This window comes from Blautia sp. AM29-29, from assembly GCF_003480555.1.
In the GTDB taxonomy this organism is placed as follows: Bacteria; Bacillota; Clostridia; order Lachnospirales; family Lachnospiraceae; genus Fusicatenibacter; species Fusicatenibacter saccharivorans.
Window position 1 is genome coordinate 54101 of the sequence record NZ_QUJD01000008.1, and the last position, 17272, is coordinate 71372.

11 protein-coding genes are annotated in these 17272 nt (G+C 44.8%); 10 read left to right on the forward strand and 1 reads right to left on the reverse strand.

The genetic code is table 11. The features are described 5' to 3' along the window. Positions 1-48: 48 nt before the first annotated feature. From DW769_RS07410 to DW769_RS07455, 10 genes are all read left to right on the forward strand, one after another. A complete protein-coding gene (locus DW769_RS07410) occupies positions 49-957 on the forward strand; it encodes a carbohydrate ABC transporter permease (RefSeq protein ID WP_022461256.1) in 909 nt (302 codons plus the stop codon). Next, on the forward strand, positions 947-1825 hold the full coding sequence (locus DW769_RS07415) for a carbohydrate ABC transporter permease (RefSeq protein WP_238061562.1): 879 nt from the start codon (positions 947-949) through the stop codon (positions 1823-1825). Before DW769_RS07410 ends, DW769_RS07415 begins: the two co-directional genes overlap by 11 nt. A 10-nt stretch (positions 1826-1835) precedes the next feature. Further along, on the forward strand, positions 1836-3401 hold the full coding sequence (locus tag DW769_RS07420; protein WP_022461254.1) for a DUF5597 domain-containing protein: 1566 nt from the start codon (positions 1836-1838) through the stop codon (positions 3399-3401). A gap of 2 nt (positions 3402-3403) precedes the next feature. Then, a complete protein-coding gene (bglX, locus tag DW769_RS07425; RefSeq protein WP_022461253.1) occupies positions 3404-5620 on the forward strand; it encodes a beta-glucosidase BglX in 2217 nt (738 codons plus the stop codon). A 13-nt stretch (positions 5621-5633) separates the two neighbouring features. Beyond that, positions 5634-7157: a glycoside hydrolase family 43 protein gene (locus tag DW769_RS07430; protein ID WP_022461252.1), complete on the forward strand. Its 1524-nt coding sequence runs from the start codon at positions 5634-5636 to the stop codon at positions 7155-7157. A gap of 192 nt (positions 7158-7349) precedes the next feature. After that, complete coding sequence (locus tag DW769_RS07435) at positions 7350-7553, forward strand: hypothetical protein (protein ID WP_147345116.1); 204 nt, start codon at positions 7350-7352, stop codon at positions 7551-7553. Positions 7554-7678: 125 nt separating this feature from the next. Continuing rightward, positions 7679-8383: an ABC transporter ATP-binding protein gene (locus DW769_RS07440; RefSeq protein WP_022461251.1), complete on the forward strand. Its 705-nt coding sequence runs from the start codon at positions 7679-7681 to the stop codon at positions 8381-8383. Positions 8384-8390: 7 nt separating this feature from the next. Beyond that, positions 8391-12656, forward strand: coding sequence for an ABC transporter permease (locus DW769_RS07445; RefSeq protein ID WP_118750184.1), 4266 nt, complete (start codon positions 8391-8393; stop codon positions 12654-12656). A 183-nt stretch (positions 12657-12839) separates the two neighbouring features. Further along, positions 12840-13964 (forward strand): Gfo/Idh/MocA family protein, encoded by a 1125-nt coding sequence (locus DW769_RS07450; RefSeq protein ID WP_118750185.1) that lies wholly within the window; start codon positions 12840-12842, stop codon positions 13962-13964. A gap of 15 nt (positions 13965-13979) precedes the next feature. Further along, on the forward strand, positions 13980-16133 hold the full coding sequence (locus DW769_RS07455; protein ID WP_118750186.1) for a glycoside hydrolase family 3 N-terminal domain-containing protein: 2154 nt from the start codon (positions 13980-13982) through the stop codon (positions 16131-16133). A 48-nt stretch (positions 16134-16181) separates the two neighbouring features. Here DW769_RS07455 and DW769_RS07460 read toward each other — a convergent pair whose 3' ends face one another. Beyond that, complete coding sequence (locus tag DW769_RS07460) at positions 16182-17054, reverse strand: AraC family transcriptional regulator (protein ID WP_117510717.1); 873 nt, start codon at positions 17052-17054, stop codon at positions 16182-16184. Positions 17055-17272: the final 218 nt, after the last annotated feature.

The window sequence follows — 17272 nt, forward strand, 5'->3', positions numbered from 1 at the left end:
CTTGTTCATTCAGCTACTGGCAGATTCTATTTACGGAGGCGAAGAAGAGTGAAAAAACCAAAAGGAAAAAAAGTATATTCAGCCATGAAACGGCGGGAGGCCAGAAATTTTTACTTATATACAGCACCATGGCTGATTGGATTTTTTGTGCTGACATTATACCCGATTGTATATTCTTTTTATCTGATGTTTACAGATATGAATTTAACCGGGGTAGGGAAGTTTATTGGATTAGAGAACCTGAAGTATGCATTTACGGATGATCCACTGTTTATAAAAGCATTTATAAATACCCTGAAATACGTGGTGATGTTTGTACCAAGTAGTATTATACTTGCTTTTTTTGTGGCACTGCTGCTTAGCAAGAAAGTAAAAGGACTGGGATTTTTCCGGACAGCATTTTACATTCCATACATCACCTCTGGTGTGGCAGTAACAATCTTGTGGGGATGGATATATCAGAAGGATTATGGAATTATCAACTACGTGTTATCACTGTTTGGAATAAAAGGTGTGAACTGGCTGGGAGATAAAAATATTGCAATGATATCAATCGTGATCCTGTCCCTGTGGACGATAGGAAATAATATCATCATCATGCTGGCGGGAATTCAGGATATTCCACAGTCTTATTATGAAAGTGCACAGATCGACGGCGCAGGTGCGATACGCCAGATCTTTTCCATTACCCTGCCGTTATGTACCCCGACGATCTATTTCAATCTGATCGTAACGATCATTGCAGCTTTCCAGGTATTCCAGCAGCCATTGATTTTGACTAATGGAGGACCGCTTAACAGTACTTATACAGCAGCGATACATATGTATAACAACGGATTCCTTTATGGAAAAATGGGATATGCATCCATGATGGCATGGAGCTTATTTGTTGTAATTATGGTGATTACACTGGTAGTGATTTCAACATCCAAGTACTGGGTGTTCTATGATGATTGATGAAAGGAAGAAATATATGCGAACAAGATCACAAAAACAAGCAAAACTTATAGGAAGAATTATCACATACACGATTCTGATTGCGGCAGCTATTGTTTGTTTGTTTCCTTTTATATGGATGATATCCACTTCTTTTAAAGAAACATCCGATATCTATAAAATGCCGCCGTCATTGCTGCCAGCGAATCCGACGCTGGAGAATTTCATCGAGGGATGGAAGGGTGCAGATTTTGGTATGTTCTTCCAGAACTCAGCAGTCGTAACATTTTTGGCTACGATAGGGACTGTATTTTCTTCCTCAGTAGTAGCGTATGGTTTTGCGAGATTTAAATCCAGATTATCACCGGTCTTATTCATGATTCTTCTTGGAACCATGATGTTGCCTTCCCAGGTGACTCTGATTCCACAGTATCTGCTGTATTATAAACTGGGAATGGTTGATACATTCTGGCCGTTGATTATTCCAAGTTGGCTGGGAGGGGGAGCTTTTAACATTTTCCTTTTTATTCAGTTCTTTAGAACGCTTCCGAAGGAATTGGATGAAGCGGCTAAGATTGATGGGGCGAATTCCTGGCAGGTATTTACGAAGATATTGCTGCCAGCGGTAAAACCGGTCATGCTGGCTGTACTGGTAATGGCACTGGTATATAACTGGAATGATTTCTTTAATCCATTGATCTATCTGAATTCATCTGAGAAATTCACGATAGCAGTGGGTCTGCAGTTCTTTAAGGGATCACAGGGAAATGTACAGATTGGACAGATGATGGCAATGGCACTGGTATCTTTGACACCGGTACTGTTTGTATTTGCAACCTGTCAGAAATACTTTATACAGGGTATTAAAATGTCAGGCTTGAAAGGATGATGTTACAGAAATGCCAATGAAAAAGACTATAGAGATTAAAAAAGATGAAAAGGGTTTTGGAACACTTTATGTAAATGATGAACCTTTTTTAATTCTTGGAGGTGAGCTTCATAACTCGAGTTCCAGTAATCTACAGTATATGGAAAAGCAAGTATGGCCCAGATTAAAAGAACTAAATCTAAACACAGTTCTTCTTCCTGTAGCATGGGAAAATATAGAAAAAGAAGAGGGAGTTTATGATTTTTCTTTGTTAGAAGAACTGATTTTCCAGGCGAGACGAGAAAAAATGAAGTTGATACTACTGTGGTTTGGCCTTTGGAAAAATGGAGAAAGTACTTATGTTCCAGGTTGGGTAAAAAGAGATAGCGGGAGATTTTTCAGAGCAAGATATAAAGGGGGAGAATTGTCTCAGACGATATCACCTCTTTGTAAAAATGCAGTAAAAGCGGATGCAAGAGCATTTACGGTTTTTATGAAAAAATTGAAAGATATTGATGCAGAATCACAGACAGTTCTCATGGTACAAGTGGAAAATGAAATTGGTTTTTTGAAATCAGATAGAGATTATTCAAAAGAAGCAGAGAAGCAATTTAGGAGTAATATCCCAGAAGAACTGGAAAAAATATATGGTATATCAGGGACATGGAGTGAAGTGTTTCAGTCGGATGCAGCAGAGATGTTTATGGCATGGAATTATGCACAGGCAGTAGAATACATAGCAGCAGCAGGAAAAAGGGCATATGAACTTCCGATGTATGTGAATGCCTGGCTGAATCAGTTTCCGGATAGACCTGGAAATTACCCATCAGGAGGACCTATAGCGAGAAATAAAAAAATATGGAGAAATATTGCAAAAAGCATAGATGTTTTTGCTCCGGATATATACCTTTCTGATTTTGAAGGGGTATGTAAAGAATATGCAACGGAAGGGAATCCATTGTTTATACCTGAGGCAAGGCGAGATCCGGTAACAGCTAGCAATGCTTTTTATGCTTTTGGGAAATATGGGGCAATTGGTTTTTCGCCTTTTGGGATAGAAGGACTTATGGAAGATACACGCCAAAAACAGGATAAAGAGCTTCTTGAACAACTTCAAATAGATGTACTGGCCTTCACAAGCATAGAAACAGGAAAATACCTCAAAGAAACATATAAAATTTTGAAAAATATGCAAAAATTATATTTTCGATTTAAAGGAACAGAAAATATACATGCATTTATGTGTAGAAATGAGCATGAAAGAGGTACGATTGTTTCTTTGTCTGGCTGCGATTTGGAACTGACTTACAGACCAAAAGGAAATGAAAGGCCAGGGTGTGCAGGGATGATTATAGAAGAAAATGAAAGTGAATTTTGGGCTGTAGGATATAATACTGACATTAGACTTTTGCCGAAAAAAAGTAGTCATGACTGTATTACCATTATATGTCTCGAGGAAGGTTTTTTTGATAATGGAAAATGGAGTTCTGGACGTGTGCTGAACGGGGATGAAAGAAGTATGTCTGGATTTGGACAATATGCAGAAGTACGCCATTATATTTATTGTAAAGAAACTACAGATGAGAAGGAGGGTTAGTAGTGGAAATCGGAGAATTAAAAAAACTATTTGACGATATGACAATAGAAGAAAAAGCTGGTCAATTGTTTCAGACGGTTGGTGCTATGTATGATGATGAGGCCGTAATATCAGGTCCTATGCAGGAAATGGGAATTACAGAGAAAGATATTCAGCTTGCTGGAACTGTGTTAGGTACTATGGGGGCGGAAAAGATAAAGAGGATTCAAAAAAAATATATGGAAGCTCATCCACACCATATTCCACTTGTATTTATGTTGGATATTATTAATGGGTATAAAACAGTATATCCAATTCCATTAGCTCAGGGAGCAACTTTTCAGCCGGATCTTGTGAAAGAATGTGCGGCTATGGCGGCAAAAGAGGGCGCTGCAGATGGACTTCATATAACATTTTCACCTATGGTAGACTTGGTAAGGGATGCTAGATGGGGCAGGGTAATGGAATCCACTGGAGAAGATGTATATTTGAACGGATTATATGCAAGGGCAATGGTGGAAGGATATCAAGGTGCAGACATCAGTGGCGGGGAGAAACTGGGGGCTTGCGTAAAGCATTTTGCTGGGTATGGCGGTGCAGAAGCAGGAAGAGACTATAATACAGTGGAAGTATCAGAAAGGACTTTTCGTGATTTTTATCTTCCAGCATATAAAGAGGCTGTGGAGGCGGGAAGTGCGTTAGTGATGACGTCTTTTAATACGATTAATGGAATTCCTGCAAGTGTAAATAAGTGGCTTATGAGGGATATCCTCAGAGAAGAGATGGGGTTTGATGGTGTATTGATTTCTGATTTTGGTGCCATTGGGGAGTGTGTAAACCATGGGGCAGCAGAAGACAGGGCAGATGCAACAAAAAAGGCTCTTGAGGCAGGAGTAGACATTGATATGATGTCAGGTACTTATCCGGAAAATATACCTGCACTTTTAAAAGACAAAAGTATTAGTGTGGAACTAATTGAAGAATGTGCGTGGCGTATTATGAAGTTGAAAAATGACCTTGGGCTTTTTGAAAATCCATATAAGGGTGCTGATGAAATTAAGGCTAAAGCTTGCATACTTAGTGAAGCACACAGAGAATTGGCTCAAAAAACAGCAGAAAATTCTTTTGTTCTATTAAAGAATAAAGATAATATTCTGCCATTGGATAAAAAGAAGAAAATTGCAATGATTGGACCGTATATAGACAGAAGATATATGTTGGGAGGATGGTCTTTTACAGGAAATCCGGAGGATGTAATAACAATAAAAAATGCGGCGGAAGAGAAACTTGCAGATTATGAAATTGTTTATGCTCAGGGATGCCCAATTCTTTCCGAAGATGTAAAATTAGAAGGGTTTGCAAATTATACAGAAGAAAAATTCTCACAGGAAGATTGTGAAAAAATGAAGGAAGAAGCACTGCGGGCGGCTAAAGAAGCAGATGTGGTTGTATTGGCTATAGGAGAACATTTTCTGCAGTCGGGCGAAGCTACCAGTAAAGGAATTATAGAAATTCCTAAGATTCAGCAGGAATTATTTGAGGCACTTTCGGAGGTGAATTCTGAAATTGCCGTAGTATTATTTAATGGAAGACCATTAGATATTCGCATATTGGAAGAAAGAGCGAAGGCAATATTGGAAGTCTGGATGCCCGGAACTATGGGAGGAGCTGCTATTGTGGAAGTATTAAGAGGTGCAGTTTCGCCTGCAGGAAAGCTGCCAATGAGCTTTCCATATTGCGTGTCACAGGTTCCTGTCCATTATGATGAGTTTCCTACCGGACGTAGACATCATCCTGGAAAAGATAAGGATCGCTATGTCTCGAAATATCTGGATATGCCGAATAAACCACTGTATTCTTTTGGATATGGCCTTACATATACCCAATTTGAAATATCAGATTTAGAGCTAAGTAAAACGGTTATGAAGCCGGGTGAATCTGTTACGGTATCTGTAAAAGTAAAAAATACCGGTGACAGAGAAGGTACAGAAACTTTGCAGCTTTATATTCATGACATTGCAGGAAGTGTAGTGCGCCCTGTAAAACAGCTGAAGGGTTTTGAAAGAGTAATATTAAATGCCGGAGAAGAAAAAGAAGTGTGCTTTACAGTGGACGAAAAAATGCTTCGCTTCCTAAGAGCGGACAATACATTTGGAAGTGAACCGGGAAAATTTGAGGTGTTTATCGGAAATAGCAGTGAAGTGGAAGAATGTAAAGTATTTGAATTATTGAAAGGTTAAAAAGAGGTGTATTATGCAATACAGAAATCCTATTATTTCCGGTTATAATCCGGATCCATCTATATGCAGAGTTGGAGAAGATTATTATATTGTGAACTCATCTTTTGAGTATTTTCCGGGAGTGCCGGTTTATCACAGCAAAAATTTAGTGAATTGGGAATTGGAAGGATATTGTCTGACGGATGAAGAACAGCTTCCGTTGGAAGAGAGCAGACCTTCAGGGGGAATTTTTGCACCAACGATTCGTTATCATGACGGAACATTTTTTATGATAACAACAAATGTTACATCAAAGGGAAACTTCATCGTACATACAAAAGATATGAAGTCAGGATGGTCAAAACCGGCATGGGTAGATCAGGGAGGAATAGATCCGTCGTTATTGTTTGATGGTGATAAAGTATATTTTGTATCTACAACTTCAGATGAACAGGGGGCTGGTATATTTTTATGTGAGGTAAATCCTTTTACAGGAGAAAAATTGACGGAGAGTGTGTGTATTAACCGTGGATGCGGTGGAAGATATCCAGAAGGACCGCATTTATATAAATGGTTTGGAAAATATTACCTTATGTTGGCGGAAGGCGGCACGGAATATGGACATATGGAGACAATGCAAAGAGCAGATAGTCCTTATGGTCCTTATGAACCATGTCCACATAATCCGATTTTATCTCACAAGGAAGACATGCGAGAGGAGATTTATTGTACAGGCCATGCAGACATAATGGAAGATCACAATGGAAATTGGTGGTTGGTGTGTCTGGCAGTGAGAACCTGTTCAGATGAAAATAGGAGGGTATTGCTTCATAATCTTGGAAGAGAAACATTTCTTACACCTGTCGTTTGGACAGAGGCTGGCTGGCCGGTTGTAGGAAATCATGGTTTGATTTCAACTGTTATGGATGGTCCGCTTCCGGGTGGAGAAGTGCAACCGGTAAATAGAAATTTCCATGATAATTTTTCGGATGGTAAATTTAAACTGCAATATAATTTTCTGAGAAATCCCGAAATGAAGAATTATAAATTGTATCCGGAAGAGAAGATGTTATGCCTGGAAGGTACAAAGGTAACTTTAAATGAAACTAAGAGCCCTACATGGATTGGAATTCGACAAAAGGGGTTTTATACTGAAACTGTAGTAAAAGTTTCAGCAGAAGATGTGCAAGGAATGAGAGCTGGATTGACAGCATTTTATAATGATTCTTATCATTATGAAATATATCTGACAAGGGAACAGGAAAAGTATAAAGTCTGTCTTGCAAAGCATATTCATGACATTTTTGTGGTTACAGCAAGTGCGGAAATTCCAAGAGGAGAAAATATTACGCTTAGGCTTGAAACAGATAAAACTTATTATACATTTTCATATAGTCTGGATGGAGAAAATTTCCAGATGCTAGGAACAGGATTAACGGTAGGACTCTGTACAGAGAGCACGAAAACCATGACGTTTACGGGAACATATATTGGTCTGTTTGCAGAGAATGGACGTGGTACCTTCCAGGAATTTAATGTGAAGGTATTGGATGAATAATTAAAAATAAAAACACAGCGTCGATTGTTAAGAAACAGTCGATGCTGTGTTTTAGTTTATAGAAGATTACTTGTTTAAGAGTCTTTCCATTTCCCTGGCAGATAAGTAAGTGTATTTCGTATCATCTCTTTCAGAAGAAGATCGCCTTCCTTCTCTGTAATTCTGCTATAGAGCGTCATGGATTTTGGTACGGTGACAGTATGGACAGTGATCAAAAGATTTTTATTCGGATGGATTGCGGCCGGAGGTCTGCTGGTAATTGTCAGTTGTGTGAAGTACAGAGAATTTATCATTACGGCATTTTTAAATAATACCTGGGCATGGATCAATGCACTGATGCCTGTGGTGATTATTCTGGTTGGGATAAGATATATGATCAGGGCAGTATTGAAATAAAGGGGGGATGCCATTTATAAAAAAACAGTAAATTCGCCCACTTAGGACTAGCCGCCGCGGCTGTAGATTGATACAATAAAAGAAATAGGAAATATCGATTTTTTACATGGGAGGAACACGGCGACATGGCGGGATATGTGAGTCTTCAGGATGTAACCAAGACCTATCAAATGGGTGAGGTTACGATCAAGGCTGCGGATGGGATCAGCTTTGATGTGGAAAAGGGTGAGTTTGTGATTGTGGTCGGACCGAGCGGTGCGGGGAAGACGACGGTGTTGAATATCCTCGGTGGAATGGATACGGCGACTTCGGGGAAGGTGCTGGTGGACGGAGCGGAGATCAGCAAGTACCGCGGCAAGAATCTGATCCAGTACCGGCGGGAGGATATTGGGTTTGTTTTTCAGTTTTATAATCTGATGCAGAACCTGACGGCGCTCGAGAATGTGGAGCTGGCGATGCAGATCTGTAAGCATCCGCTGGATGCGTCGGAGGTACTTGCGGAGGTTGGACTGGAAGAACGGATGAATAACTTCCCGGCGCAGCTTTCGGGCGGGGAGCAGCAGCGTGTGGCGATTGCGCGTGCGCTGGCGAAAAATCCGAAACTGCTGCTCTGCGATGAGCCGACCGGCGCGCTCGATTATGTGACGGGAAAAGCGATCTTAAAGCTGCTGCAGGATACCTGCCGGGAGAAGGGGATGACGGTCATTGTCATCACCCACAACTCGGCGCTGACACCGATGGCGGACCGCGTGATTAAAATTCGAAACGGAAAAGTGGCGGGCATGAAAACAAATGAGAACCCGACGCCGGTGGAAGAGATAGAATGGTAGGTGGACGATGAGAGCATTTCGAAAAGACTTTATCCGGGAAATCACAAAGAACAAGGGGCGGTTTCTGTCAGTCTTTTTCATCGTGCTTCTTGGCGCGGCGTTTTTCTCGGGCATCCGGTCGGCGGAAGGAGATATGAAAGTCTCAGCGGACCGGTATTATGATGAAGTAAATTATATGGATTTGAAAGTCCTTGGAACGCTGGGGCTGACAGACGATGATCTGGCGGATATCGCGAAGACAGACGGCGTGAAAGCGGTCTACGGCGGAAAGACGGTGGAAGTGCTGCATGACATCGGTGAGAGCGAGCAGGTTGTGAAACTGATCGCGCTGACGGACAGTGTGAATGAACCGCGCGTGGTCAAGGGACGGATGCCAGAGAAAGAGGATGAAATTCTTGTTGATACGCAGTTTCTGAAAAGTTCCGGCTGTGAGATCGGGGATCAGGTAACGTTCACTTCCGGAACGGAGGATCCGCTCTCAGATTCGCTGACCGGGGACACGTTTACGATTGTTGGTTCGGCGACGCTCCCTTATTATATGGATCTGAACCGCGGAACGGGCTCGATTGGAAACGGAAGCATCAACAGTTTTGCACTGCTGCTTCCGGAAGCATTTACCTCGGATCTCTATACAGAGATTTATGTTCAGGCGGACGGCGCGCAGGAAGAGGCGAGCTACAGCGATGCGTATGATGAGACGGTGAAGGCTGTACAGACAAAGATCGAAGCACTCGAGGACGCGGCGTGCGATCGGCGGTATACGGCAGTCAAAACCGAAGGCCAGGAGAAGATCGACGATGCAAAACAGCAGGTCGTTGATGCAGAGCAGAAATTAGCCGATGCCAAAACAGAACTGGATGACGGCGCACAGCAGCTTGCCGACGCGAAAGTGACGATTGCGGACAAAGAGCAGGAACTTCTCGACGGCGAACAGACGTTAAAGGACAAAGAACAGGAGCTTCTTGACGGAAAGCAGACGATTGCTGAGAAAGAACAGGAACTCCTTGACGGAAAACAGACCATTGCAGACAAAGAGCAGGAACTTCTCAGTGCGAAAGCAACCATCGCCGATAAAGAGCAGGAGCTGGCATCCGGCAAGGCAACGCTGAAAGACAAAGAGGCGGAACTTGCGAGCGGAAAAGCGACGCTGGAAGCAAAGGCGGCAGAGCTGGAAAGCGGAAAAGCGGAGCTGAATCAGAAAGCCGATGAACTTGCAAGTGGAAAAACCACACTTGAGGCAAAAGCGAAAGAACTTTCCGACGGAAAAGCACAGCTTGCAGGGAAAGAAACAGAACTGGCATCCGGCAAAAAAGAGTTAGAGGAAAAAATGACGCAGCTTTCGGCGGCAAAAACCGAACTGACTCGGAAGCAGACGGAGCTGAATACTGCAAAAGAGCAGCTTTCCGAAAAAGAAACGGAATTGAATATTGCAAAGGAGCAGCTTTCCGCTGCACGCGAGGAACTGGACAACAAGAAAGCAGAAACCGCTGCAGGACGCACACAGTATGAAGCGCAGAAGGCAGCGTATGAAGAACAGAAGAGTCAGTATGAGACAGCCAAGGATCAGTTAGCCCAGATTTCCAGGCAGCTTCCGATGGTGGAGGCTGCGCAGACAGAAGTGACTGGTCAGATCGAGGTGATTGAGGCTCAGCTTGACGGACTGACGGAGGAAGATGAAGCATATGTATCCCTGTTGGAACAGAAAACTGCGCTGGAAGCAAAGCAGACAGAGTTAGCACAGCAGCTTTTCACGATGCAGGAGCAGAAAACATTTCTGGAACAAAACATCGCAGCGTTTGAAGCAGCAAGCGCTGATGCGGAAGCCCGGCTTGCGGCTGCAGAAGCTCAGATTACCGACGCAGAAAGTCAGCTTGCCGCTGCAGATGCACAATTAACAGAAAAAGAGCAGGAATGCGCCGCAGGCGAGGCACAGATTGCTTCTGCAAAAGAAGAACTGGAAAGCGGCGAAGCTCAGATTACAGAGGCTCTTGCCCAGCTTCAGGATGGAGAAGCACAAGCAGAAGCTTATCAGAAACAGATTGAGAATGGCGAAGCCCAGCTTGCATCCGCCAAAGCAGCGATTGCCGACGGAGAAGCTCAGATTGAGACGAACCGCAGTAAATTAAAAGACGGAGAAACTCAGCTTGCGGCTGCCAGAGCCCAGCTTGCTGATGGGGAACAGCAGATTGCATCGTACCGACAGACGATTCAGTCGGGTGAGGCCCAGCTTGCCGCTGCAAAGCAGACAATTTCCAGTGGAGAAAGTCAGCTCGCCGACGCGAAACAGACGATCGCCGATGGCGAAACCCAGTTAGCAGAAGCAAAGCAGACGATCGCCGATGGAGAAAGTCAGCTCGCCGAAGCCAAGCAGACGATTGCCGACGGAGAAACCCAGCTTGCCGACGCGAAACAGGAAATCGCCGACGGAAAAATCTCCCTTGCGGATGCGAAACAGGAAATTGCCGATAAAGAAAAGGAACTTGAGGACGGCAAAGCCGAATATGAAAAAGCAAAAGCCGACGCCGAACCAGAAATCGCGGATGCGAAGCAGGAAATTGCGGACGGTGAGAAAACACTCGCAGACCTGAAAAAACCAACGTGGTACGTCTGGGGACGGAATAAGGTAACGTCAACTGAGAGCTTCGGTCAGGATGCCGGCCGTATCTCGAATATCGGAAAATTCTTCCCGGTTATCTTCTTCCTCGTGGCTGCTCTCGTCAGCCTGACGACGATGACACGAATGATCGAGGAACAGCGTCAGCAGATCGGAACGTTAAAAGCCCTCGGCTATTCCGACGGCGTGATCGCCTTTAAATATTTCGCATACGCGATGCTCTCCACCGTATCCGGCGCTCTCGCGGGCGTGGTGGTTGGAGAAAAAATCCTGCCCTGGGTTATTATGAATGCCTACGGCATGCTGTATACCGGACTCCCGTATTACATGACCCCGCTGAACTGGGAGCAGGGAGGCCTTGCGATTCTGGCGAGTGCAGCCTGCACCGGCGTGGCGACGATCGCGGCATGCTACAAAGAACTCGCCGCAGGTCCGGCAGAGCTGATGCGGCCGGAAGCACCGAAAAACGGCAAACGGATTTTCCTGGAACGCATCGGCGTACTCTGGAAACATCTGAACTTTACGCAGAAATCAACCGTGCGGAATCTGGTGCGGTATAAAAAACGATTCTTCATGACCGTTATCGGAATCGGCGGATGCATGGGTCTGATCCTCGTCGGTTTCGGCCTTCAGGATTCCATCACCGCGATTGCGAAAAACCAGTTCGTCAGCCTCTTCACCTATCAGGCGAATGCTGTGCTGAATTCAGATGTGGATGAATCCGAAAAAGAAGCATTGCAGACCGATCTGGAAAACTACAGCGGCATCGATGAGCTGCTGGAAATGTACTGCCAGAACATCGAACTGCAGACCGACAAAAAGACCGTGGATGCAGTGCTTGAAGTGCCGAAAGAACTGACGAATTTCAATGACTTCTATGCCTTCCGAGACCGGAAAAGCGGAGAAGTTTACGAATTCCCGACCGACGGCGGCGCAGCCATCAGCGAAAAGACAGCAACGATGCTCGGCGTAAAAGCAGGCGACACGGTTCAGCTGAAAAAAGGCGATGATATTGTGGACGTAAAGATTTCGATCATCGTCGAAAACTACGTGCGCCATTACCTGTATTTGGCCCCGGATCTCTACGAGGAGCTGTTCGGCGGAGCGCCGGACTACAACCAGCTTCTGATGAAATATCAGGACATGTCGGGCAATTATGAGACAGCACTCGGAGAAAAAATCATGACGTACGACGGTGTAGCGGCAATCTCGTTCACATCCGACCTGATTGATCAGATTGACAACATGCTTCGTTCCCTCGACATCGTCATCGTGGTGCTGATCGTATCGGCGGGCCTGTTGGCGTTTGTGGTGCTGTACAACCTGAACAACATCAACATCACCGAACGACAGAGAGAGCTGGCAACGCTGAAAGTGCTCGGCTTCTTCGACGGCGAGGTGGCATCGTACGTGTACCGGGAAAACATGGTGCTGACACTGTTCGGCGTTATCGCGGGCATGGGAATTGGAACGTTTTTACATCATTGCGTAATTCAGACCGTCGAGGTCGATATGATGATGTTCGGACGAAACGTGTTCCCGCGGAGCTACGGCTGGAGCGCCCTGATTACCCTGGCGTTTGCTCTGTTCGTCAATTTTATGATGTTCTACCGGTTAAGAAAAATTGATATGATTGAATCGCTGAAAAGCGTGGAGTAAACAACAGAAAAAGGCCGTCCGCGGTGATGCAGAGAATCTGCAGAAACCGTGGGTGGTTTTTTCATTTTGAAAGTGAAATATGAGCCGGAATGCTTGTTTTTTCAGACATTTCGTTGTATAAAAAAAATAAGGGTTTTTATTAGAACAGAATCAAAAAACAAAGAGTAAAGGGGATTTTTACAAATGGGAACAACAGAAACGAAAAAAATGAGAGTCGGCGTTGTCGGCTGCGGAGCGATCAGTGATATTTATCTGACGAACATGATTCATAACTTTGAGAATCTTGAGGTAGCAGCATGCTGCGCAGGCCATCTTGAACATGCGAAAAAGAAAGCAGAGCAGTATGGCATCAAGGGCTGTACCTACGAGGAAATTCTGGCAGATCCGTCGATTGAAATGGTAATCATTCTGACACCGGCACCGACCCACGAGGGGCTGATCCGTCAGGCACTGGAAGCCGGAAAACACGTTTACACTGAAAAAACAATGACCCTCGCACCGGAAACGGCAGCGAAACTGATCGAGCTGGCAGAGGAGAAACATCTCTATCTCGGTTCCGCACCGGACACCTTCCTTGGATCGGCACTGCAGACCGCAAGAAAAGCGATCGACGACGGGCTGATCGGCGAGGTGACATCTTTCGAAGCATGCGCAAACCGCGATCTTGATTTGCTGGCGAGCATCTTCCGTTTTCTGCGGATGCCGGGCGGCGGTATCTGCTACGATTTCGGTGTTTATTATCTGACCGCCATCGTCAGCCTTTTCGGCCCGGTGGACCGTGTCGTTTCCTCCGTGCGCAACCTTGCGCCGAAGCGCGTCAATGTCGTCCCGGACAGCCCGGAATACGGCCAGGAATTTGACTACAGCAACGAGAGCCAGGCTTTCACGATTCTGGAAATGAAAAACGGCGTGACCGGCACATTCTGTGTCAATGGCGACAGCACCATCAACGATCAGGCGGTATTCACAATTTACGGCAAAAAAGGTATTTTAAAGCTGGTGGACCCGAACAATTTCGGCGGCGATATCGTCTACATTCCGGGCGTGAAGGACTGGACACAGCAGGCAGTTCCGGAAGTGCTGGATTATGGCTTTGCCTACAGCGAAAACAGCCGCGGCCTCGGTCCGTCCGAGATGGCAGAAGCAATTGCAGAGGGCAGACTAAACCGTGCGAATGCCAAAATGGCATACCATGTACTGGATGTGATTGATCAGATTATGAAGAGCGCAAAATCGGGCGCATTTGAGAAGGTTCCGTCCACCTGCGAGAGACCGGCGGCACTGCCGGTACCGGAAAAAGAGCAGTAAAAATAAGGAGTATTTATGGAAATATATAAATTACAGCAATTGCTGTCGGAAATGTCTTTACAGGAAAAAATAGGACAAATGGTGCAGCTGACCGGTGCATATTTTGATAAGGATGCGGTACTGACCGGTGTTGTCGGAGAACAATTACCGCCGGAATGGATAATCCGGTATGCGGGTTCTGTGCTGGGGGTGATTGGCAAAGAAAAAATATATGACATTCAGAGCAAATATATGGAACAACACCCACATCATATTCCTCTTATCTTTATGGCGGATGTGATCCATGGATGCCGGACAATTTTTCCGATTCCGTTGGGACAGGCCTGTTCCTTTCATCCGGAGCTGGTTTCCGAGGCTGCGTCGATAGCTGCCTCGGAAGCCTCTTCTGAAGGGCTTAAAGCAACATTTTCTCCTATGATTGATGTTTCAAGAGATCCGCGTTGGGGAAGAATGATGGAGTCTTTTGGAGAAGACCCGTATATGAACGGAATTATGGGAAAAGCAATGGTAGATGGCTATCAGCAGAAAAGCGATCAGGGAGTAGCAGCGTGCCTGAAGCATTTTGCAGGTTACGGAGCAGTGAATGCAGGGCGGGAATACAATGATGTTGAAATATCCCAACGGACATTTCTGGAGCAGTACGTAAAGCCTTTTTGTATGGCATTAAAGGCAAAGCCTGCTATGGTTATGACTGCATTTCATGCAATAGATAGAAAACCGATCAGTGGAAATAAAAAACTTCTCAGGGAGTTTTTGCGGGATAAAGAAGGTTTTGAGGGAACTGTTATTTCAGACTGGGGATCGATCGGACAGCTGGTGGAACAGGGAGTGGCAGCTGATCTGGAAGAAGCTGCGGTTCAGGCTGCAGAAGCCGGTGTGGATATTGATATGATGAGTCCTGCTTATATGTTTTGGCTGGAAAAGCTGGTGGAAAACGGGAAGATTCCGGAATCGCTTATTGATGAGAGTGCATTCCGGGTTCTGATGATGAAAAACCAGCTGGGTCTTTTTGAAAATCCGTTTGCAGGACTTGGAAAGAGTGAAAAACTTACTCCGTATCATCGGGCAAAAGCATATGAACTGACCAGCGAAAGCTGCGTCCTTTTAAAAAATGAAAAAATATTGCCTCTATGCCAGAAACAGAGGGTGATCTGGGCCGGACCTTATGTGACATCAAAAGAATTTTTGAGTCGCTGGTCAATTTTTGGTGAACACGAGGCAGTTGAAACCATAGAGGATATTCTTCAAAAGAAGCAGATAAAGGCGGAATGTATTCCGGGCTGCAGAATGCTTTCGGATGAAGAGTGTAAGATATGGCAGGTGGAACCGGAGCGGTTCGATGAGCCAGGGAATGAACGGTGGCTGGAAACGATAACCGGGGATGATACTGTTGTATGTGTGTTGGGGGAACATGAGTCTCAGTCGGGAGAGGCGGCCAGCAGAGCGTTTCTGACCCTGCCGGAAGAACAGCAGTTGTTTTTTGAGAGAATAGCAAAGCGCACCAGAAATATTGTAACTGTGGTAATCACAGGAAGACCGCTGGATCTGCGAAGAATATCCGAGAAATCCAGGGCTGTTATTATGGCATGGAGACCCGGAACTATGGGAGCGGAAGCAGTGGTAGACATTGTATACGGAAGAACCAATCCTTCCGGAAAACTGGCTGTAAGTATTCCATGGTGTGTGGGACAGGTGCCGGTGAGCTACTGGGATATAAAAACAGGACATATTTATGATGCCGATCATCCGGAGAACCGTTTCAGCAGCAGATATATGGACATTCCCAATACTCCGTTATATCCGTTTGGCTTTGGACTGTCTTATACAGAATTTAATATTTCGGATATTGAGGTACAGGCAGGACCGGATAAAAGAGTTCATGTACATTGTAAGGTAAGTAATACAGGTAAGGTTGCGGGGGCAGAGGTAGTGCAATGTTATTATGAAACGTTATGTTCATCTGTAGTACGTCCGAGAAAAGAGCTTGTTCGCTTTCAGAGGGTATTCCTGGAACCGGGAGAAAAGAAAACGGTAGATTTCTCTATAGATCGGGAAGAATTTTCTTATTACGATGAAAATATGGAAATCGTCTGCAGCCAGATGAAGCTTCGCATTAGCATTGGAAACAGCAGTGATCATGAATGGGGAAATAGTGTTATATTTGTTTAGCGGGGAGGACACGGCTGAAATGTGTGGAGGCCATGCCGAATTCATAGCCTATTTCTGATAGGATTGCAGGTACATCTGACGGAAGTCGGTAGGGCTTACATTTTTTGATTTCAAAAAGACTCTGTTAAACGTAGAAATACTGTTAAAACCGGATTCGAGCGACACTTCGGTGATCGTGAGATCCGGTTTTTTTAACAGGTTTTCGGCGATATGGAGCCGTTCCCTGGTGACGAAATCCGTGAAGGAGAGGCCGGTGTATGCGCGGAACAGCTTGGAAAAATGGCAGCGGGAGAATCCGGCGACTTTTGATGCTTCTTCCAGGGAAACCGGTTCGGTGCAGTGACTTGAGATCCAGGTACATGCAGCAACCATCTGGCGGTGTACCTGTGCGGAATGGCCTGTTTTTTGCGGTGCGGCAGTTTCGGTCGGCACGGAGAGATTTTCGCCGAGCAGAATAAAAAACTGATATAGCAGAACGCATCCGCGCAGTTCGGAAAAACTGATACCGGAGAGGGAGAGCCTGCGCAGCTCTGTCAGAAATCCGCGAAGCTTTTCGATTTCCGGGAAGTTGTTCTGATTCAGAAGACGGATCTGATAAAAAAGATAAGCAACAGACTGGAAATCCACGCGTTTTTCCAGAAAATCTGCATCGAGCTGAAGCATGATCAGGCGATGTTCTTTGTTGGTTGTGGAAACAGCGTGCAGCTCGCCGGGCCAGATAAAAAGAAGATCACCGGGCTTTAGCGGAAAGGTTTCTCCATTTACTTCATAGATAATGCCGTTATCCTGTGCAAGCACAATTTCGATATAGTGATGCCAGTGCAGACCGAAATAGGCGGGGACATGCGAAATAGAGATATCGTAAACATAGCTGTTAGCAAAATGATTGTTTTCGAAAAAAGAAGTCGAATCGTTTTTCATGGCAAAAGAATCCTCCGTATCTGATAAACGGTATTATACAACAGAAGAGAGAAAAAATATAGAAAAAATCGAAACATCTGGGCAATGATCGGCAATATATAAGTAGTGTTTTACGAGGATCTGTATTATGGTTAAGATATGAAAATTGTGAAGAACGGCAGAAATCGGAAAAAGAGTGATGTGGTTTTGGCGAAAATTCACAAAAATATAATAAAAGT

What these genes read in the sequence shown, in the direction of transcription:
- DW769_RS07430 (WP_022461252.1), top strand. Translation starts at nt 5,634, where the DNA reads ATGCAATACAGAAATCCTATTATTTCCGGTTATAATCCGGATCCATCT.
- DW769_RS07450 (WP_118750185.1), top strand. Translation starts at nt 12,840, where the DNA reads ATGGGAACAACAGAAACGAAAAAAATGAGAGTCGGCGTTGTCGGCTGC.
- DW769_RS07415 (WP_238061562.1), top strand. Translation starts at nt 947, where the DNA reads ATGATGATTGATGAAAGGAAGAAATATATGCGAACAAGATCACAAAAA.
- DW769_RS07455 (WP_118750186.1), top strand. Translation starts at nt 13,980, where the DNA reads ATGGAAATATATAAATTACAGCAATTGCTGTCGGAAATGTCTTTACAG.
- DW769_RS07440 (WP_022461251.1), top strand. Translation starts at nt 7,679, where the DNA reads ATGGCGGGATATGTGAGTCTTCAGGATGTAACCAAGACCTATCAAATG.
- DW769_RS07445 (WP_118750184.1), top strand. Translation starts at nt 8,391, where the DNA reads ATGAGAGCATTTCGAAAAGACTTTATCCGGGAAATCACAAAGAACAAG.
- DW769_RS07460 (WP_117510717.1), bottom strand. Translation starts at nt 17,054, where the DNA reads ATGAAAAACGATTCGACTTCTTTTTTCGAAAACAATCATTTTGCTAAC.
- DW769_RS07420 (WP_022461254.1), top strand. Translation starts at nt 1,836, where the DNA reads ATGCCAATGAAAAAGACTATAGAGATTAAAAAAGATGAAAAGGGTTTT.